Raw genomic sequence first — 20,738 nt, 5'->3', positions numbered from 1 at the left:
ACAAGTAGGAATACAACACCAGGAATCGGTTTTTCTTTGCCTTAAAGCATTTACACAAATCAAACCTCAACGTATAATACAGATTAAATTTTTTTTTGTTTTTTAGGAGTAAGTTTTATGAAAGGCTTTAAATTTGCCGGTATTCATGCCGGGATAAAAAAAAATGATCAAAAAGACTTGGGGCTGATATATTGTGAAAAACCTTCTGTTGCAGCAGCTTTGTTTACACGGAATAAAGTTATTGCCGCACCGGTAATTCTGGGAAAAGAAAAAATTAAAATCGGTGTCTGCCGTGCAGTCCTTGCAAACAGCGGCAATGCCAACTGCTTTACGGGAAACCAGGGAATTGAAGATGCCCGTGCCTGTTCAAAAATGGTCGCAGATTGCCTTGATATTGAAGAAGATCATGTGTTGGTGTCTTCAACCGGTGTGATTGGTGCCAATTTGCCAATGGATAAATTTAAAACCGGTGTTCCAGATGTTGTACAACAGCTTTCCGAAGATAATGTGGACCAGTTTGCCGATGCCATCCTTACAACCGACACCTGCCGGAAAATTGTGAATAGAAGCGCTACAATAGACAATAAAAAATTTTCAATCATGGGGATTGCAAAAGGATCCGGTATGATCCGACCTGATATGGCAACCATGCTGGCGTATATCTGTACGGATATCCATATTTCAGCAGATGATTTAAACAAATGCCTGAGTGCCGCCAATGAAAAATCTTTTAACCGGATTACCGTTGATGGGGATACCAGCACCAATGATACACTGATGGCCATGGCAAGCGGTACTTCAGAAGCACAAATAAATGATGCCGGGTCTAAAAAAATCTTTCAGGACATGTTGGATGACGTCTGTTTTGAACTTGCCAAAATGGTGGTCAAAGACGGGGAGGGTGCCACCAAGCTTGCCCAGATCATTATTAAAGGTGCCCAGACAAAAAAGGATGCATTCAAGGCTGCTGAAGCCATTGCCCATTCCAATCTGGTCAAGACGGCGATTTACGGTGAAGATCCCAACTGGGGAAGGATCACTGCTGCGGTCGGCCGTTCCGGTGCCCATGTTGTTCCTGAAAAAATTGATCTTTATTTTGATGACCAGGCCCTGGTTCTAAAGGGCGACTGGCAGGGAACCGAAGCTGAAAAAAAGACCTCTCAAATCATGAAAAACAGTGAAATTACAATTACCCTGGATCTGAATCTCGGGCAAGAGACCGACAGTTTCCTGTTTTGCGACTTTAGTGAAAATTATGTAAAAATTAACGCAGATTACAGGTCTTAACCATGCGGCTTCAAAAATATCTGGCCCATGCAGGGGTTTGTTCCAGGAGAAAAGCTGAAGAATACATATTACAGGGCTATGTAAAAGTAAACCATCAGGTGGTCACAGAACTTGGAACAAAAATTGATCCTGAACAAGACCAAGTGTTTTTTGACAATAAAAAAGTGTTTTTAAAACAGAATGTTTCAAAAATTTATATTGCTGTGAACAAACCTGAAGGAGTTGTTACATCCTGTTCACAGCAGAAAACAAAAATCATTCTTGATTTGATCAATATTGATGAGCGGGTCTATCCTGTGGGTAGGCTGGATAAAGATTCCAAGGGATTGGTGCTGCTCACCAATGACGGAGACCTTCACAATAAATTATCCCATCCGTCTTATAATCATGAAAAAGAATATGTTGTCACCACTGGCCAACCCATATCCGATGCTGACTTAACCCACATGGCCCAGGGGATGGTGATTGATAAAATTAAAACCAGGAAAGCAACGGTTAAGCGTCTTTCAAAAAATAAATTCCGTATTGTTTTGAAACAGGGAAGAAACCGTCAGATAAGAAAAATGGTAGGCAAAACCGGAAACAAGGTTGATATTTTACAGCGAATCCGCATGGCAAATATCAACCTTGGAAATTTAAAAGAAGGAAAATGGCGCTACTTGACCCCAAAAGAAATAAAACATTTAACCCAGTGACTCAATTCCTATGGCCGTTCTTATTTTTTCAAGAAAGGGAACGGAAAATTCTCTTGCTTTCATTGCACCCTTTTTAAGTATGGCATCAATATCAGATGGATTTTTTATCAGTTCTTCATAATGCTTTCTTGGCTCTGTTAAGATATTGTCAATATATTCGAACAAGTCCTGTTTCATGGTTCCCCATGCGATTCCCCTTCTGTAGCGTTCTGACATTTCAAGGGTCTCGGATTCAGATGCAAATGCCTTATAGATTGAAAAAAGGGTGCAGGTATCCGGATCTTTGGGCTCATCCGGACCCAGGGAATTGGTTTGAATTTTCATGATCATTTTTCTAAGTCGTTTTTGCGTATCAAACAGCGGAATATAATTGTTATAGCTTTTACTCATCTTGCGGCCGTCAAGACCTGAGAGAACCGAGGATGTTTCATCCACGACCACTTCGGGAAGGATAAACAGTTTTTTATAAACATGGTTAAATCTGGCAGCAATATCTCTTGTCATTTCAAGATGCTGGACCTGGTCTTTGCCCACGGGTACTTTTTTAGCATTAAACATGAGGATGTCGGCAGCCATGAGAACCGGATATGAAAAAAGTCCCATGGTAATGCCTTTATCCGGGTCTTTATTACCTTGTTCTTCGTTTTCTGCAACCGCAGCCTTATATGCATGGGCCCTGTTCATTAATCCCTTGGCGGTAAGGCTGGTGAGAATCCAGGTCAATTCAGGTATTTCAGGAATATCTGACTGCCGGTAGAAAACACAATGGTTATAATCCAGGCCCAGGGCGATCCATGCAGCTGCAATTTCAAGTGCGGATTGTTTTCTCAATTTCGGGTCATAATTTTTTATCAAAGAATGGTAATCAGCAAGAAAATAATAGGATTCAAGATCCTTGTTTTTACTGGTTTCAACAGCCGGCCGTATGGCACCGACATAATTACCGAGGTGTGGGGTTCCGCTGGGTGTGATCCCGGTTAAAAAATCTGCATTTTTCATGTTTAATTATTCCTGAAATAAATTATTTTAAATTGAAAGGGAAGTAACAAAAAGTCATGATTTAATCAATAAATTTGTTTTTTCAGCATATGCTGCAGCAAACTGGATTTCTTCTTTTCTTGTTTTTAATTGCCCGTCCAGTTTGGCATTTAATACCTGTTTGATTATGGCACTGAAAACAGGGCCGGGTTGTAAACCGAGTTTCAATAAATCCCTGCCCTTTATATAAGGTTTTATTCCTCTTTGATGCGTATAAAAATTTGAGATGGCTTTTTTTATTTCTTCATCTTTTACCAGAGCCATCATATATAAAATGTATTCTGTCTTAAAATTAATGAGAGTCCAGTACAACTCCTGTTTCGTATAAGTTGATGAGCTTTCTATAAGATTGAGCTGCTTTTCAGCCTTATATCTTTTTTCCAGAAGAATGCCGCGTTCTCTTAACGGTACGTTGAGCCGTGTGCATATTTGTTCACATACTTTATACGAACACCGGTTCAACATCGCCATAAAATAAACCGCCCATCTTGGATATGGTTCATCCATATAAAGAAGATCATGCCAGGACAGTATTTTATTCACCGACTCCAGCAGTTGATATGTATTTGGGATAAGGGTCAGGTCTTTATGAAGAACCTTTTCAAGACCGTAGCTTTCCATAGTTTTAATGGCGGGAATCGGGTTTTCCTCTTCAAAGATCTGCTTTAATTCGGATAATACCCGAAGACCGCTTAAATTTTTAAAGCAATCAATGGTAATTGCATTTTTAATTAAATTTGATGTGACTTTCCCTATTTTAAACCCAAACCGGTTTGAAAATTTAATAGCCCTGAAAATACGGGTGGGGTCTTCAACAAAGCTCAAATTGTGTATGGTTCTTATGGTTTTATCTTTCAGATCCCTGTTGGCACCGAAATAGTCGATCATTGTCCCGAAATTATCAGGGTTGAGACTTATGGCCAGGGTATTTATGGTAAAATCTCTTCGTGCAAGGTCAAGTTTTATGGAGCTTTTCTCTACAATGGGCAATGCTGCCGGTGTTTTATAATATTCCAGCCTGGCAGAGGCAACATCAATTTTAAAATTATCCGGATAAATAATGACGGCCGTACCAAATTTTTTATAGGTATTGATTCTGCAGCCTTCTTTTTTTGCATATGTTTTGGCAAATTCAATACCATCTCCTTCAACGACAATATCTATATCATCAATTTGTCTGCTCAACAACAGATCCCTGACAAAGCCTCCGACAACAAACATATTGAACCCAAGTTCATTGCCGGTTTTACCGATATTTTGTAAAAGTTGTTTTATACGGTTGTCCAGTCGTTGATACAAAATATTTTCAATCTGTCTTTTCTTGGCATTTTTCTTTATCCCCAGTTCGGTTTCATTCCTTTTGATTTCTTTGCTGTGCTGAACCAGGTAGTTTAACAGATCCGTCCGGGTAATGACCCCTTTAATAAATCCATCGTCGATAACAGGGAGAATCCTGTGCTTTCCTTCAACAATAATATTTTCAATTTGGGAGACATCGGCATCGGAAGAAATAGAGCTGACTTCGGAGTTCATATACTCTTTTACCGGGAGATGGGACAGCTTATGATATAATATTTTTTCTATGATCTGCCGGGTAATATATCCTTCATAATAATTTTTTTGTTTATCTACAACCAGAAGAGTGTTGATGTTGTATCGTGTCATCAGGCTGCCGGCTGTTTTACAGGTAACAAGAGGTTCAATGGTTATGGCAGGCGAGGTCATCATATTTTTTACAATTTGAATCTGCTTTACTTGTTTTTGAAGACGTTCGATGAGCATCATTTCAACCTGTGCCAGGGTGCGGTTTTCAACTTTTGCAGAAGCTGCAGAAGGATGACCGCCTCCACCAAATTCCGAAAGTATTTTTCCGACATCAACTTCGGGAATCAAATTCCTTGCAATGATATGTATTTTATTGCCCATTAAAACAATAGCAAAGAATATATCAAGGTTCTCCATCCTGACAATTTTTTGAACAATTGTCGCCAGATCTGTAATGTATGAAGAAGAAGAAATGACGGACATATGGATATCAACCCCGTTTATCCTGTGAATAGTCATTTCATTTAACAATTCATTTAACCATGTCACCTGTTCGGATTTGATCTCCTTGACCACAAAACCGGCAATTGTACTGAGGCTTGCGCCACATGATAAAAGAAAGGCTGCCTGTTCAAAATCTTCTCTGGTTGTTGAAGAGTAGGTAAACAATCCGGTATCCTCATATATTCCCAAGGCCATAATTGTTGCTTCTTCAGGGGTGGGGAAAAATTTTTTTTCCTGTAATAGTGAACATAATATGGTTATTGTTGCACCTGTTTGCCGGGTGATTTCCACAGAACCTTTTAAATCGCCTTCCATGGCGGGATGGTGATCATAGATATCTATTTTAATATCTTTTTTTCTTAGCAAATCAGATACCTGGGGCAGTCTGCTTGTTTGTCTTGTATCAACAATTACAAGCCTCAAGGTTTGAGAAAAATCAATGGAACCTGGGTCTGCCATGTTAAACAGGTAACTTGTGGAACTGATAAAAAAGTCCCGTAAATTTTTTTCCTGGGAACCTGGAAAAACAATAATTGAATTTGGATACAATTTTTGAGCCGCCAGCATTGAAGCGATGGCATCAAAATCCGCATTAATATGACTTGTGATAATCGTTTCTGCTGTAATGGTTTTGTTTTTTTTGCTCAAAAAATAACTCCTGTTGTAATCAATTAATAAAATTTATATAGTATATCTATTTTGATTTTACAAATGATCTGATCCTGATACATTTAAATTTTGGTATATTTTAAGTTTATAAAGGTAATCTTGATTTGAAACATGATAATTAAGGATTGATGATGACGACTGTATTTGAATGGAAGGGAAAAAACCCCAAAGGAAGAAAAGTCAAGGGTGAAATGGAGGCGGAAACTTCGAAACAGGTAGAACAAAGCCTCAAAAGACGAAAAATCACCCCGACCAGAGTCAAAAAAAAACCAAAAGATATTTTTGAAAACATAGAATTTCTTCAACCCAAAGTTAAAGAAAGTGACGTCATTATATTTTCCAGGCAGTTTTCCACAATGATTGACGCCGGTTTGCCGCTTCTTCAATGCCTTGATATTCTCCAGTCACAACAGGAAAATCCAACGTTTAAAAAAAACTTAAAAAAAATCAAAGGCTCTGTTGAATCTGGTGAAACTTTTGCAGATGCTTTGAAAAAATTCCCAAAAGTATTTAATGAGCTGTTCATCAATATGGTTGCAGCCGGTGAGGCCGGTGGTATACTTGATGTTATTTTGAAGAGACTGTCTGCCTATATGGAAAAAATGGCCAAGTTAAAGAGACAGGTCAAGGGTGCTATGACCTATCCGATTATCACCCTTATTGTAGCTGCTATAGTTGTTGCGGTTATCCTGGTGTTTGTGATTCCCGTTTTTTCTGCCATGTTTGCCGATTTTGGTGCAACATTACCTGCACCGACTTTATTGGTGATAGCCATGAGTGAATTTGTCATTGGCAATATCGGATATATCATTGGAGGAATAATTGCTTTCTTGTTTCTTTTCAAACGGACCTATGCCAATAAGAAAGGCCGAATTTTAATGGATGACCTGTTTTTGAGACTCCCTGTCATTGGTGTTCTGATACGCAAAGTTGCTGTGGCAAAATTTACCAGAACGACCAGTACAATGCTTTCAAGCGGGGTATCAATTCTTGAGGTACTTGAAATTGTGGCCAAAACATCCGGAAATAAAATCGTGGAATTTGCAATCCAGGACGTTAAAGCAGGAATTGCAGAAGGCCGGTCAATGGCTGACCCATTGCTTGAATCCGGTGTTTTTCCTTCCATGGTCTGTTCAATGATCGCTGTTGGAGAATCAACAGGTGCGCTGGATACAATGATGGAAAAAATTGCTGATTTTTACGATGATGAAGTGGACCAGGCCGTTAAAAATCTGACGGATATGATAGAGCCATTTATGCTCGTTTTTCTTGGAGTGGTGATTGGCGGACTTGTTATTTCAATGTATCTGCCTATTTTTACCATGGCGGGTGCAATTTCATAGAAATATGAAAGACAATTCTGTTAAAGAATCGACAAATTTATTTCTTCAAATCAAATGGATCATTCTGTCAAGAGTCATTTTTACCGTTGTTTTGATTGTCTCCTGCCTTGTTTTTTCATCAGGAGAACACTTGTCTTTTTTTTCACAGCCGTTTTTAACCTTATATAATATTGCAGCAGCCATTCTGGTTCTTTCAATCCTTTATCTTATCTGGTTAAATAAATTCAAAAACAAACTTTTTCTGGCGTATTTTCAAACAATTACGGATACGTTTATCGTCACTGCCATTATTTTTGTTACCGGCAGTTATGACAGTATTTTCACCTTTCTTTACCTGGTTGTTATTATCTACACTTCCATGTTACTGCTTCAAAAAGGCAGTTTGATTATTGCCACCATTTCATGTCTTCAATATGGCATATTGGTTGAACTGGAATACTATAAAATCATCAAGCCATTTTCGGGGCAGTTGTATCTTTCCGGTACGATTGATGAAAGTTACATTATTTATAGAATTATCATCATAATCATGGCTTGTTTTGCTGTTGCAATCTTAAGCGGCCTTTTGGCGCGTCAGTTAAAAGGAGCTAAACAGGATTTAAAAATGGTAAGGGAACACTTGAAACGGGTTGAAAAAATGGCTGCCATGGATGAAATGATTTCAGGCATAGCTCATGAGATCAAAAATCCTTTAGCGTCTTTATCAGGATCCATTCAATTGCTTCAGGAAGATACAAAACCCGGTTCTTATGAAGACAAACTGATGCAGATAATTTTACGGGAAACAGATCGGCTTAAAAATATTGTCAATAATATTCGTTTGTTTGCAAATCCACGTACAGACAATGCCTGTGTGATTAAAATGGCACAATTAATTGAAGAAACGGTTGCACTTTTTTTAAATGATCCTGAACGAAATGAAAAAATCAAACTTACTATGAGGTTGAATAAAGATGCCAGTGTGTTTATCGATCCATTGCATTTTACCCAGATTCTATGGAATTTATTAAAAAATGCCGCGCAATCCATAAACGGTCAAGGAGAGATTAAAATTCAACTCAGAGCTTCGATAACCAACAGGGTTTATTTGGTTATTGAAGATACTGGTATTGGTATTAATCAAAAAGACGGCCGTCATATTTTTGATCCTTTTTATACAACAAAACCAGATGGAACCGGTCTTGGTCTTTCTATTATCCACAGGCTGATTGATACCTACGATGGTGTGATTGACTTTGAATCGACACCTGGAAAAGGTACGGCGTTCAATATTTTTTTTAATGGTGCTGCCTCAAAAGGCAAATAACAAAATCTTGACAATTTTATACAAAACAGGCTATTTATTCTTTCTTTTATTAAATGAAACGACTTGCAAAATGCACTTAAGAATATGAAAGTAACTATTTATGGATAAACAAAGTAAGCTGATACAACTTCGAAAAGAAAAAATCAATGAATTGAAAGATAATGGAATTAATCTGTACCCAAATGATTTTAAACCATCATGTTCCATCAAAGAACTGAAAAAATTCACTGAAGAAAACCCTGACTCTTTAGGTGAAGAAGGCGATCAATTCCAAATGGCAGGAAGAATGATGGCCATTAATAAAATGGGAAAATCGTCTTTTGTCCGATTTAAAGACGGATCTGATCAACTCCAGGTCTATTTACAACAAAACAGGGTAGGGGATGAAACCTATTCTCTGTTTAAGAAGCTTGATATTGGTGACTTTATTGGCGTTAAAGGTCCTTTGTTTAAAACACGAACCGGTGAGTGGACCCTTCTGGCTGATAAATTCAGGTTGTTATCCAAGGCGGTAAGACCGTTGCCGGAAAAATTTCACGGGATAAAAGACCCTGAAAAACGATACCGCCAGAGATATCTTGATCTTGTAATGAACGAGGATACCCGGCAGATTTTCATAAAAAGAAGCCAGATTGTCGCTTCCATGAGACGTTTTTTTGAAGAAAAAGGGTTCATGGAAGTTGAAACACCCATGATGCAGCCATTAGCCGGTGGAGCTGAAGCCACTCCGTTTAAAACCTGGCACAATGCACTTGGAATGGAGCTGTTTTTGAGAATTGCTCCTGAATTATACCTGAAACGACTGGTTGTCGGCGGATTTGAAAAGGTTTTTGAAATTAACCGGAACTTTAGAAACGAAGGGGTTTCAACCCGGCACAACCCTGAATTCACAATGGTTGAGTTTTATCAGGCTTATGCAGACTATGAACAGTTGATGGATATGACTGAAGAGATGTTTGAATCCATTGCACAGCAGGTGTCAGGTTCAACAACCGTAGATTATCAGGGGCAATCCATTGACTTTAAAAAAGGATGGCAGCGCATTCCAATGATTGAATCGCTCACGAAAATCGGTGGAATTGATCCTGAGATTATAGATGATACCCAGGCGTTGCTAAAATTTGCCCAGGACAACAACATACAGATCACAAAAAAAGACCGTCATGGTAAAATTTTAACAAAGCTGTTTGATATTCTGGTTGAACCCAAGTTAATCCAGCCCACATTTATTACCGGATACCCTGTGGAAGTTTCTCCCTTATCCAGAAAAAGCGAGGACAATCCTGAATTGACAGACCGGTTTGAATTGTTTATTGCGGGTCGGGAAATTGCCAATGGATTTTCTGAAATCAATGACCCCGAAGATCAGCATAACCGCTTTTTAATGCAGGTACAGCAAAGAGATGAAGGAAATTCAGAAGCCCATATAATGGATTCCGAATATGTGGAAGCACTTGAATATGGTATGCCTCCAACCGCAGGAGAAGGCATCGGCATCGACAGGCTTGTGATGCTGCTGACCAATTCCGCCTCCATTCGAGAAGTCATCCTTTTTCCCCATATGAAAAAAATGTCTGATTAGATGACCTTTGAATTATTCATAGCAGGCAAATACCTTAAAGCAAAAAGAAAAGAAGGGTTTATTTCCCTGATTACATTTCTTTCCGTGGCAGGCGTTACCGTCGGTGTTATGGCGCTTGTTGTCGTTATTGCCGTTATGAGTGGTGCTGAAACTGATTTTCGAAAGCGAATTCTAGGTGTTGAACCACATATACTTTTGATGAATTACACAGGAAAGTTTGATGCCTACTCTTCTATATTAACAAACCTTGATCAAAAAGATCAGATCAAAGGCTCTGCGCCGATTTTATTTGCCCAGGCCATGATCCGTTCAAGCAATGCTTTTTCCGGTGTCATGGTTAGAGGAATCGACCCTGACAAGGGGTTTAGTCTTGTGAAAGGATTGGGACCGGAACAATTAAAAAAACTGCTGGGCACAAAACCGGAAAACGGGAACCTTCCGGGAATAATTTTAGGCCGGGAACTTGCAAACATTATCGGAGTCACAAAAGGTGACAAGGTGATTCTCATGACCCCAAACGGATTTATTTCTCCCATGGGACATATTCCATCAATGAAACGGTTTGCCGTAACGCAAACTTTTGATTCCGGTATGTATGAATATGACAGCACACTGGCCTATGTTCATTTAAAAGAAGCTCAAAAACTGTCCAATGCAAAAAACAAAATTTCTGCCATTGGTATCTGGATTGATGATGTGTTTAATGTCAAACCGGTTAAAGACAGCCTTTCAGATATATCAAATTACCCTTTTTATCTGAGGGACTGGATGGAAATCAATAAAAGCCTCTTTTCAGCCTTAAAACTTGAAAAAACAGCCATGTTTATTATTCTGACGCTGATCATACTGGTTGCAGCGTTTAATATTGCCAGCGCCCTGATTATGATGGTAATGGAAAAAACAAAAGATATCGCTGTTTTAAAGGCAATGGGGGCAACAAACAAAACCATCAGAAAAATATTTATTCTCAAAGGCATGATTATCGGACTTATGGGGACATGTATCGGTACTATTTCAGGTGTGGTCATTTGTTTTGTTTTAAAACGATATGACTTTATCCAATTGCCGGATGCATACCCTTTTTCGACACTTCCGGTGCAGCTTGAATTTCTTGATGTCATTGTTATCGCCATTTGTGCCATTATTATTTGTTTTTTCTCAACTTTGTACCCCGCATATAAAGCATCAAAAATGGATCCGGTTGAGGCTTTAAGATATGGATAATTCACCCATACCACTGATGTCGCTTCAATCGGTTTCAAAAGGTTTTTATTCAAAATCATCAAAAATTGAAATTTTAGATACTTCTTCTTTTGATATCTACAAAGGTGAAACAATTGCAATTGTCGGGGCATCAGGTATTGGCAAATCGACAGTTTTAAATATTATAGGCACCCTTGACAGGCCTGATTCCGGTAAAATTTTTTTCCAGGAAAATGATTTGCTTTTATTGGGAGATGAAAAACTTGCCTATTTCAGAAATTCAAAACTTGGCTTTGTATTTCAATTTCATTATTTGCTTCAAGGGTTTTCAGCATTGGAAAATGTTATGATGCCGGGTTTAATTGCGCATAAAAATAAAAAAACTATTGAAAGAAGTGCCTTAAATATGCTTGAAAGGGTAGGGCTTTTATCAAGGGTTTCCCATCGGGTGGAAGATCTTTCAGGAGGTGAACAACAAAGGGTGGCACTGGCAAGAGCATTGGTTATGAAACCAAAAATACTTTTGGCAGATGAACCAACCGGGAACCTTGACCAAAAAAACAGCCGCAGTGTTCATGAGTTAATTGATGAATTGAATAAAGAGATCGGCATGACTGTTATCGTGGTAACTCATAATAATGAACTTGCCAGTATGATGAACAGAACCGTTACCATAATGGATGGAAAAATAATTCCTGTTTAACGAAGATAAAAAACAAGTGACAATATCATGAATAAATCTATTTTAAGAAAAACAGCCATAGTTATTGTTTTATTTAGTTTATTGTTCAGTGGTGATCTGTTCGCAGAAACGGATATCAAACTGGCGATTGTTCCTTTTTCCTTTGATGCCGGACAGCCAGATAATCAGCTTGATACAAAAATTCCCACAAAAATTCCATTGATGATTTCTAAAAACCTTGAGTTGGAAGGTATTACCGTAATCTTTTCAAAAATTCAGCCAGATATCCAAACCGATATCAATCAATGGACCTTTTCACAGTTTAGAAAACACGGGATTGAATTGGGGGTTGATTATATTTTAACCGGATCAGTTTTTATGGCTGGAGACAGCGTCAGTATAGACTCAAATCTTGTAAATATTTATAAAGAGGACAGTTCTTTTCCCCTATATGCTGATGCCGACACCCTTGAAAATCTGTTTTCTGCCGTATCCAAGATCAGTAAAGAAATAATCGGAGAGATTTACCATAAAAAAATCATAACAGATATTGTTGTTACAGGAAATAAAAGAGTGGAAACCGATGCCATTATGCGGATTATCGATTCCCGGGCCGGAGATATTATTAAGCCTGATAAAATATCTAAAGATCTGCGCAAGATTTATGAAATGGGCTATTTTGACAATGTGGTTGTTAAAAAACAATCTCTTGACAATGGCGTAAAACTGGTCTTTGAGCTCACTGAAAAACCCACTGTCAGGAAATTAAAATTTAAGGATAATACGGTTTATGAGGATGAGGAGCTTGCAGACAGTGTAGATACAAAAACAGGTTCGATTTTAAATATTCACAAACTTAATTCTGATGTGAATCGCATGCGCTTAATGTATACTGAAAAAAATTATCAAAATTGTTCGGTAAGCTATGAAATCGTTCCGCTTGAGCATTCCCAGGCCGACATTGTTTTTATTTTTAATGAAGGAAAACAGATTAAAGTTGAAAAAATCACCTTTGAAGGAAACAATTATTTTTCTGATAAAAAAATAAAAAAAGCTATGGAAACGTCTGAAAAAGGTTTTTTTTCGTTTTTCACCTCTTCAGGAGATCTTAACGAGACAGAGGTTCAAAATGATGTGATAAGGATTGAATCTCTATATAAAAACAATGGTTTTATTGATACAAAAGTTTCAGATCCTGTTATTGATGTTGGTGAAAAATCAATTTCCATTTATTTCAAAATTGAGGAAGGCATGCAATATAAGATTAAAACAATTGATATTGCAGGAGATTTGATTGTAGCCAAAGAAGAACTTTTAGAAGATATTCAGTCCAAAGAAACACAGCTGTACAACAGAGAGACGATTAGAAAAGATATTCTCACTATTTCCGATTATTATGCCAACAAAGGTTTTGCCAATGCAAATATCAATCCCCTTGTTGATAAAGATGATCAGGAGAAAATGATGAGTGTCACATTTTCCATAGACAAGGGAGAACCTGTTTTTTTTAACAGGATTAATATCAGTGGTAATTTGAAAACCCGTGATAAAGTTATCAGAAGAGAAATTAAAATTATTGAGCAGGATCTTTACAGCAAAGAGAATATCCAAAAAAGCTTTAAAAATTTAAACCGCCTGAATTATTTTGATGAGATTGATGTCAAGCCGGTGAAGACAGTTGATGAAAACAAAATGGATTTAGATGTCAGAGTTGTTGAAAAAGAAACCGGCACTTTTTCAATTGGCGGTGGTGTCAGCAGCACAGAAGGTGGTTTTCTGTCAGGTTCCATCCAGGAAAGAAATCTTTTTGGAAAAGGCCAAACCTTAAAAATAGGTGTCCAGCTTTCTGAAGAGTCCGTTCTCTATGATATCAGTTTTTTTGAGCCTTATATTATGGATACGGCTGTTTCCGGCGGAGTGCAACTTTATAAGGAAGATAAAGAGTATGATTATTATGATAAAGAGGCATTAGGCATGACATTAAAGTTGGGATACCGACTTTTTGACTATACTACAATAGGTATAAATTATAATATTGAAGATTTTGAAATAACAGAGGTTCAAGTTGCAGACACAAACATGACACCCGGCTCTTTTCTAACCAGCAGCATAAAACCTTTTCTGCAATATGACTCCAGGGATGATTTTTTCTTGCCCACGGAAGGATCAAAACATAAGCTTTCAATTGAATATGCCGGAGAATTTTTGGGCGGTGATATTGATTACACAAAATATCTTGTTGAAACCGGTATCTTTTTTCCTCTTTTCTGGAAATTTACAGGTGCATTGCATGCGGAAGCAGGATATTTGGATGACCGAACCAGCGATGACATAGATATTGATTTTACCAAATTTTACCTGGGAGGTATGAATTCTGTCAGAGGATTTGATAAATTTGACATTAATGCTTCACAGGCAGGAGAAAAGGACAGGGGAGGAGAAAAATATCTTCAATTTAATGCGGAGGTGACTTTTCCTTTAACGGAAAAATACAAAGTTGCCGTTGTTTTCTTTTATGATCGCGGTGATGTATATAGAACCAGTGAAGATTTTGATCTTGGAGACCAATTCTCAAGTTTCGGTACCGGGATGCGATGGAATTCTCCCATAGGGCCGTTAAGAGTTGAATACGCCTGGGTCATTGATGGCAAAAACGTAAAAAACAGTGGCGACGGACAATTTGAATTTTCCGTTGGTGCTTCTTTTTAAATTTAAAAATTATGGAGGATTTAATGAAAAGAACTATTGTTATTTTAAGTATGATATTGTTTTTCGGATTCGTTTCTGAAGTTCTTTGTGCGGATATCGCAAAAATCGGTGTGATCAATTTTCAAAAAATATTGCAGGAGTCCAGCGCTGGAAAAATAATCCAGAAACAAACAAGCGGCAAACATGCTGAGCTACAAAAAAAATTACAGGATGAAAAAAAACAACTGGATGAAATGCAAAAAGCCTTGAACGCGAATTCCTTTGTATTAACTCCTGAAAAACAAAAAGAGAAACAACGCGAGTTCAGGATTCGCGTTAATGATATCAAACAGATGCAGGATGATTTTACAAAAGGAATTAAGCAGTTTGAAATGGACTTATTAAATAAATTTGAAAAAGAAGTTTTTAAAATTACAGATGAAATTGGAAAAGAAGAAGACTATTTGCTGATTCTTGAAAAAAAGACGGCTGGTGTAGTTTATCATCCAACGCAACTGGATATTACGGATCAAGTTATTAAAAAATACAACTTAAAAGTGTCTAAAACCAACTAATAAAGGCAATGGCAGATTGACCTGCCACAACAAAAAAATGAAACTCTTATTATTTACGGTATGTTGAACTGAGTTTCATATAAAAGTTCTTTTATGAAATTCTCTGTAAATGAAATTGCAAAAATTATTCAGGCTGAAATCATTGGTGATGCTTATTTTATCGTTACCGGTGTTTCCTCTTTTGAAGATGCACAACCCGATGATATCACTTTTGCGTGTGATTCAAAGTTCTTAAACCGTCTTGATCAGACAAACGCCGGGGTGATAATCATTCCCGATACTTTTTCCATTGAAAAGGAAAGTGGATATAACGGTATCTTTTTAAAAACAAAAAACCCCAAACTTTCTTTTTTCAAACTGGTTTCAATGGTTCATCCGCAAAAAAAATATGTCGGCCATGTCCATTCCAGTGCGACGATCGGAAAGAATGTGAAAATTGGAAAAGATACTGTTATTGAGTCCGGTGTTTTTATTGGTGACCACGTCACATTGGGTGATCATGTACATTTGATGCCCAATGTTTTTATCGGGGACAATGCCTGTATTGGAAGCCATACCGTTATCAAGCCAAATGTCTCCATAATGGAACGATCTGTAATCGGCAGTTATGTTCTTGTCCATTCCGGAACAGTTATTGGTTCGGATGGATTTGGTTTTACCCAATCATCCGGTACGCATGAAAAGATCATCCATACCGGATATGTCCAAATCAAGGATCATGTTGAAATTGGGGCATGTAATACCATTGACAGGGGAACCCTTGGTATGACGGTTATCGGGACTGGTGTTAAAACAGATAACCTTGTCCATATTGCACACAATGTTAAAGTCGGGGACAACACATTGATTGTTGCCCAGGTTGGGATTGCTGGAAGCAGCATTGTCGGTAAAAATGTTATTATTGCCGGCAAAGCCGGTATTTCAGGACATATTAAGATTGGCGACGGTTCTATTGTCGGTCCCTATACAGGGGTTCACAGTGATGTGGGCGAGAATAAAATTGTATCCGGTATACCGCATATGCCGCATGGCCGTTGGCGCAAAGTTGTCAGCATCATATCCCGGTTGCCGGAAATGAGAAAAAAATTATTTTCTTTTGAAAAAAGATTGAAAGAGTTGGAAAATAAAAACGAATAAACGGAGTAAATATGATTCACCCCACTGCCATTGTTGATCCTTTAGCTGAAATTGATTCCAATGTCAGCATCGGTCCTTATGCCCTTATCAAATCAGATGTTCACATTGGGTCAGGTACGACAATCGGCCCTTATACAACTATTGAACAATACACGACTATTGGAGAAAATTGCAGGATTTTTCAATATGCTTCTGTTGGAGGTGCCCCCCAGGATCTAAAATTTCATGGTGAAAAAACCCATCTTAAAATCGGCAGGGGGACAATTATCCGGGAATTTGTGACCATTAACCGGGGAACTGAATCCGGCGGCGGCATTACTGAGGTGGGGGAAGAAAATTATTTAATGGCCTATACCCACATTGCCCATGATTGCAAGACCGGAAAACAGGTTATTTTAGCCAACAACTCTACTCTTGCCGGTCATATCATTATTGGTGATAATGTAACGGTAGGAGGGCTGGTTGCAATTCATCAATTTGTTCAAATTGGAGATTTTGCCTATATCGGAGGAAAATCGGCAGTGGTAAAGGATATACCGCCATATGTGATCGCATCCGGGGATCGTGCAACTCTCCATGGTTTGAACAATGTGGGCCTGAAGCGGCATAATTTTCCCAAATCAACACTTCAGGAACTCAAAAAAGCATACAGGATTTTTTTTAGAATCGGATTAACCGTTAAACAAGCCTCAGAACGGGTGAAAGCCGAAGTTGAGCAAATAGCTGAAGTGAAAAATTTTGTGGAATTTATTATTAAATCAAACCGTGGGGTTACACGATAACCTGGAGGTCATGCGTAACCTGAAGGTCACACTGAAAAAAAATGAAAATCGGACTTATAGCAGGTGGCGGACAATTCCCCATTCTTTTTTCAAAAAAAGCGGTTAAAAAAGGATATACGGTTTTTGCAGCAGGATTTCACTCTGAAACGGATAAAATTCTTTTGAACCATGTTGAAGAGCTGAAATGGCTCTACCTTGGGCAGATTTCCAAACTGATCAAATATTTCAGACAACACCATATTACCGAAGCAGTCATGCTGGGCAGTATTAAAAAGACCAATATTTTCAAAGATATCCGCCCGGATTTTAAGGCGCTTTCCTTTATTGCCAAAACCGCTAAAACCCATGATGACTCAATTTTAACCTCTTTTGCAAATTTACTTGCCAAAGAAGGTATACAAATTTTGCCCTCCACTTTTCTTCTTCCTGAATTGATCAGCCCCAAAGGATGCTGGACAAAACGAAAGCCGGATAAAGCTGAAAAAAAAGATATTGTTCAAGGATGGAAAATAGCAAAAGAGATCGGAAAGCTGGATATAGGTCAATGTGTTGTGATCAGTAACGGAACGGTTCTTGCTGTTGAAGCCATTGATGGTACGGATGCCACCATTAAAAGAGGCGGTTTATTGTCCCACAAAAATGGTGCAGTGATTGTTAAACTTTCCAAGCCGGCCCAGGATCTGCGTTTTGATCTGCCTTCCTCGGGCTGTCAAACCATTGAGAGGATGCATAAATTCGGGGTCGGGGTTCTTGTGCTTGAAGCTGAAAAATCCATTGCTTTTGACCGGGAAGAGATGATTGATCTTGCAAATAAATATCATATTTCCATAATTGGCCATACCGATGATGATATCTCACCTGAAGGCCTCACATAAGATGGATCTTCCTTCAAAATCAAGACACATTATGATTCTTACAGGTGAACCTTCCGGTGATTTCCATGCAGGGCATCTTGTTAAAAAAATCAGACAATCCAAGAACAATATTTATTTTTCAGGTATTGGCGGACCTCATCTTAAAAATCAAAATGTAGACCTTTTCTATGACATTGCAAATCTTTCGGCAATGGGAATTACCGAAGTCCTGGCACAGTTGGGACAGATAAAAAAAGCCTTTGATTTATTCAAAAAAAAATTAAGGGTTAATAAACCGGATTTAATTATACTTGTGGATTATCCTGGATTTAATCTAAAAGCGGCCCGGTTCGCAAAAGAGCATTGCCAGATAAAAATTTTATATTATATCACACCCAAGGTATGGGCATGGAAAAAATCCAGGCTTAAAAAGATCAAAACATATGTGGATCATGCAGCATTAATTCTTCCTTTTGAAGAAAGAATATTTAAAAAAGCCGGTATTTCTTCCACTTATGTCGGTAACCCCCTGGTAGACGAGTATCCTGAAAATATATCAAAACCTTTTTTTGGAACAAGCTGTTTATCGGCAAAGAAAACGGATTACCTGATTATCAGTCTGCTTCCCGGGTCAAGAGCGTCTGAAATAAAGAATCTGCTTAAAATCATGATCAAAGCGGCTGTTATTATTCATCAAACACATAACCTGCAGGTCAAACGAAAAAAAATATGTTTTATTATTTCTCAAGCATCTTTAATTCATGAAAAAAACATAAAAGCTATTTTAAAAAAATATTCATTTGACCAAATATTTGAAATTTATGACGGCCCGGTTAAGAATATATTGTTAAAATCAGACCTCGTGATTGCCGCTTCCGGAACCGTTACTCTTGAAGCCGCGCTTTGTTGTGTTCCAACCATTCTTATATACAAGATGTCTGTTATCAGTTACTGGATTGCAAAATTGTTTGTTAAACTCAAATATGCCGGGCTGGCGAATTTAATTGTTAATGGACAAGTGATGCCGGAACTTTTACAAAACAATGCAACCCCTGAAAAAATAAGTCAAAAAGCCTTGTATATGATTGATCATTTGTCTTGTTTTCAAGATAAGTTACAGATGGTCAGAAAATTACTTGGGAACAAAGGGGCTTCAAAAAGAACGGCAGGTATTGCAATGCATATGATCCAAAAAATCATACAATGATATTAAATTTGACAAACACATTTGAATATTATTAGAGTGAATTTTATATGAAAGTCTTCAAAAATCCAAACAGCGACTTTCATTTTGTGTTGTGGACAAACCAGGATGAAATATCAGGTCTGCCCGTTGCAGTTATAAAAAAAATAAATTAATGTCGGGAACAGACTTGAAATCTGTCCTCTTTCCAAAGGATGCTATTCTGCTTTGATGACTTTTGAATTGATAGTACTTATAATATGTCTTTTTTTATCCGCTTTTTTTTCTTCTTCTGAAACAGCTCTTTTTTCAATCAGCAAAATCAAGGCACTCCATGTTGCCAAAGACGGTTCAAATACCGGACAATTAATTCTGGATATGAAGGAGGATTCTCATACGCTTTTAACCACCATTTTGATTGGAAACAACCTTGTAAATATCGGTGCATCGTCCCTTGCCACAGCCCTTGCCATTTCATATTTTAAATCCAATGCCGTCGGCATTGCAACCGGTACAATGACCATGCTTATTCTTATTTTTGGTGAAATTTTTCCAAAATCATTTGCCAATCACAATAATATTCTGGTTGCCAGACTTGTCATTTATCCGCTTTTCTGGCTTTCAAAACTATTTTTTCCGTTGATCTATCTGTTGAATTTTATACCCAGGCTTCATGGAACAATTAACACTTCACATGAAACAGTGACTGAAGATGAACTCATGACAATGGTGGAAGTGGTGGAAGAAGATGGTGAAATCAAAGAAGAAGAAAAAGAATTCATTACCAATATATTTGAATTCGACGACACCTCCTGTTCTGAAATTATGACACCCAGGGCGGATATGTTCGTAATAGACGTGTCACAGGAGATGGATATTGAACAAATTCTTAAGACCGGATATTCAAGAATACCGGTTATCGAAGGCAGTATTGATAATATTATCGGAATCTTGCATGTAAAAGACTTGTTTGCAAGTTTTCAAAAAGCCTGCACATCTGATTTTGACACCCCTCTGGATGTCAAACAGATCATGAAGAAACCCTATTTTATACCGGAATCAAAAAAACTGGATTCCCTGTTACAGGATTTCAAGCAGAAAAAAAATCATATTGCCGTTGTTGTGGATGAGCATGGTGGTGTTTCCGGTATCACCACACTTGAAGATGTTGTAGAAGAGATCATTGGTGAAATAGTTGATGAAACCGACCGGCTTATACCCGATATTGTCAGACTTAAGGGAAATAAATGGCTGGTAACTGGAAAAATTGATATTGATGATCTAAATAAAAAAATCGAGCTTAAAATTCCGGAATCAAATACATACGATACATTTTCAGGATTTTTTCTATCACAGATTGGGCGAATTCCAGAGCCTGGTGAGTCTATCATTATTGATAAATGGACTGTCACGGTTAAAGATATGGATGGAAACAGAATACAAAGTTTTATTATTAAAAAAGATTAATCTTGACATATCCATACCTTGAGTATAATTTTTTAGGATTAAAAATTATATTGGGAAATGACAGCATGCAGACTACAGATATTTTTTTTACCTATTTTTGGTATTTTTTTACAATACATCATAGTCTGTGGTGAGCTTATTAACATTCCAACAAATTAAAAAGCACTTAAAACCGCAGCAGATTAAACAACTGATGCG

Annotated in this window: 16 protein-coding genes; 14 read left to right on the top strand and 2 right to left on the bottom strand. The window is 37.7% G+C overall.

Features of this window, described 5'->3' with window-relative positions; translation table 11 throughout:
* Positions 1 to 117: 117 nt before the first annotated feature.
* The gene (argJ, locus tag TOL2_RS10800; protein WP_014957505.1) at positions 118 to 1,287 is read left to right on the top strand and encodes a bifunctional glutamate N-acetyltransferase/amino-acid acetyltransferase ArgJ; all 1,170 of its coding nucleotides are present in this window, start codon (positions 118 to 120) and stop codon (positions 1,285 to 1,287) included.
* Positions 1,288 to 1,289: 2 nt separating this feature from the next.
* Entirely contained in the window at positions 1,290 to 1,982 is a 693-nt protein-coding gene (locus TOL2_RS10795) for a pseudouridine synthase (protein ID WP_014957504.1), read from the top strand.
* Here the strand turns inward: TOL2_RS10795 and trpS are convergent.
* Entirely contained in the window at positions 1,971 to 2,981 is a 1,011-nt protein-coding gene (trpS, locus tag TOL2_RS10790) for a tryptophan--tRNA ligase (RefSeq protein WP_014957503.1), read from the bottom strand. The two genes, TOL2_RS10795 and trpS, sit on opposite strands and share 12 nt — an antisense overlap.
* A gap of 54 nt (positions 2,982 to 3,035) precedes the next feature.
* Positions 3,036 to 5,717, bottom strand: coding sequence for a CBS domain-containing protein (locus TOL2_RS10785; protein WP_014957502.1), 2,682 nt, complete (start codon positions 5,715 to 5,717; stop codon positions 3,036 to 3,038).
* A gap of 152 nt (positions 5,718 to 5,869) precedes the next feature.
* Here TOL2_RS10785 and TOL2_RS10780 point away from each other — a divergent pair, with 152 nt between their 5' ends.
* From TOL2_RS10780 to TOL2_RS10725, 12 genes are all read left to right on the top strand, one after another.
* Positions 5,870 to 7,081 carry a type II secretion system F family protein gene (locus TOL2_RS10780; RefSeq protein WP_014957501.1) on the top strand — a complete coding sequence of 404 codons (1,212 nt, stop codon included), beginning with the start codon at positions 5,870 to 5,872 and terminating at the stop codon, positions 7,079 to 7,081.
* A 4-nt stretch (positions 7,082 to 7,085) separates the two neighbouring features.
* Positions 7,086 to 8,387: a two-component system sensor histidine kinase NtrB gene (locus tag TOL2_RS10775; RefSeq protein ID WP_014957500.1), complete on the top strand. Its 1,302-nt coding sequence runs from the start codon at positions 7,086 to 7,088 to the stop codon at positions 8,385 to 8,387.
* Between the two features lie 100 nt (positions 8,388 to 8,487).
* The gene (lysS, locus tag TOL2_RS10770; protein ID WP_014957499.1) at positions 8,488 to 9,969 is read left to right on the top strand and encodes a lysine--tRNA ligase; all 1,482 of its coding nucleotides are present in this window, start codon (positions 8,488 to 8,490) and stop codon (positions 9,967 to 9,969) included.
* Positions 9,970 to 11,193, top strand: coding sequence for a lipoprotein-releasing ABC transporter permease subunit (locus TOL2_RS10765; protein ID WP_014957498.1), 1,224 nt, complete (start codon positions 9,970 to 9,972; stop codon positions 11,191 to 11,193).
* Positions 11,186 to 11,875 carry an ABC transporter ATP-binding protein gene (locus tag TOL2_RS10760; protein ID WP_014957497.1) on the top strand — a complete coding sequence of 230 codons (690 nt, stop codon included), beginning with the start codon at positions 11,186 to 11,188 and terminating at the stop codon, positions 11,873 to 11,875. The genes TOL2_RS10765 and TOL2_RS10760 overlap by 8 nt, the downstream gene beginning before the upstream one ends.
* A gap of 27 nt (positions 11,876 to 11,902) precedes the next feature.
* Positions 11,903 to 14,563: an outer membrane protein assembly factor BamA gene (bamA, locus tag TOL2_RS10755; protein ID WP_014957496.1), complete on the top strand. Its 2,661-nt coding sequence runs from the start codon at positions 11,903 to 11,905 to the stop codon at positions 14,561 to 14,563.
* 23 nt (positions 14,564 to 14,586) lie between these two features.
* Positions 14,587 to 15,117 carry an OmpH family outer membrane protein gene (locus TOL2_RS10750; protein ID WP_014957495.1) on the top strand — a complete coding sequence of 177 codons (531 nt, stop codon included), beginning with the start codon at positions 14,587 to 14,589 and terminating at the stop codon, positions 15,115 to 15,117.
* A 93-nt stretch (positions 15,118 to 15,210) separates the two neighbouring features.
* Complete coding sequence (gene lpxD, locus TOL2_RS10745) at positions 15,211 to 16,254, top strand: UDP-3-O-(3-hydroxymyristoyl)glucosamine N-acyltransferase (RefSeq protein WP_014957494.1); 1,044 nt, start codon at positions 15,211 to 15,213, stop codon at positions 16,252 to 16,254.
* A gap of 11 nt (positions 16,255 to 16,265) precedes the next feature.
* A complete protein-coding gene (lpxA, locus tag TOL2_RS10740) occupies positions 16,266 to 17,036 on the top strand; it encodes an acyl-ACP--UDP-N-acetylglucosamine O-acyltransferase (protein WP_014957493.1) in 771 nt (256 codons plus the stop codon).
* A gap of 41 nt (positions 17,037 to 17,077) precedes the next feature.
* On the top strand, positions 17,078 to 17,911 hold the full coding sequence (locus TOL2_RS10735) for an LpxI family protein (RefSeq protein WP_014957492.1): 834 nt from the start codon (positions 17,078 to 17,080) through the stop codon (positions 17,909 to 17,911).
* 31 nt (positions 17,912 to 17,942) lie between these two features.
* Positions 17,943 to 19,097: a lipid-A-disaccharide synthase gene (gene lpxB / locus TOL2_RS10730; protein ID WP_232508125.1), complete on the top strand. Its 1,155-nt coding sequence runs from the start codon at positions 17,943 to 17,945 to the stop codon at positions 19,095 to 19,097.
* A gap of 207 nt (positions 19,098 to 19,304) precedes the next feature.
* Positions 19,305 to 20,540 carry a hemolysin family protein gene (locus TOL2_RS10725; protein WP_051012345.1) on the top strand — a complete coding sequence of 412 codons (1,236 nt, stop codon included), beginning with the start codon at positions 19,305 to 19,307 and terminating at the stop codon, positions 20,538 to 20,540.
* The last annotated feature ends 198 nt before the right edge of the window (positions 20,541 to 20,738 follow it).

The organism is Desulfobacula toluolica Tol2 (assembly GCF_000307105.1).
GTDB classification, from domain to species: domain Bacteria; phylum Desulfobacterota; class Desulfobacteria; order Desulfobacterales; family Desulfobacteraceae; genus Desulfobacula; species Desulfobacula toluolica.
Note: the sequence above shows the minus strand (reverse complement) of the source record. Positions and strands in the feature narration are given on the sequence as shown.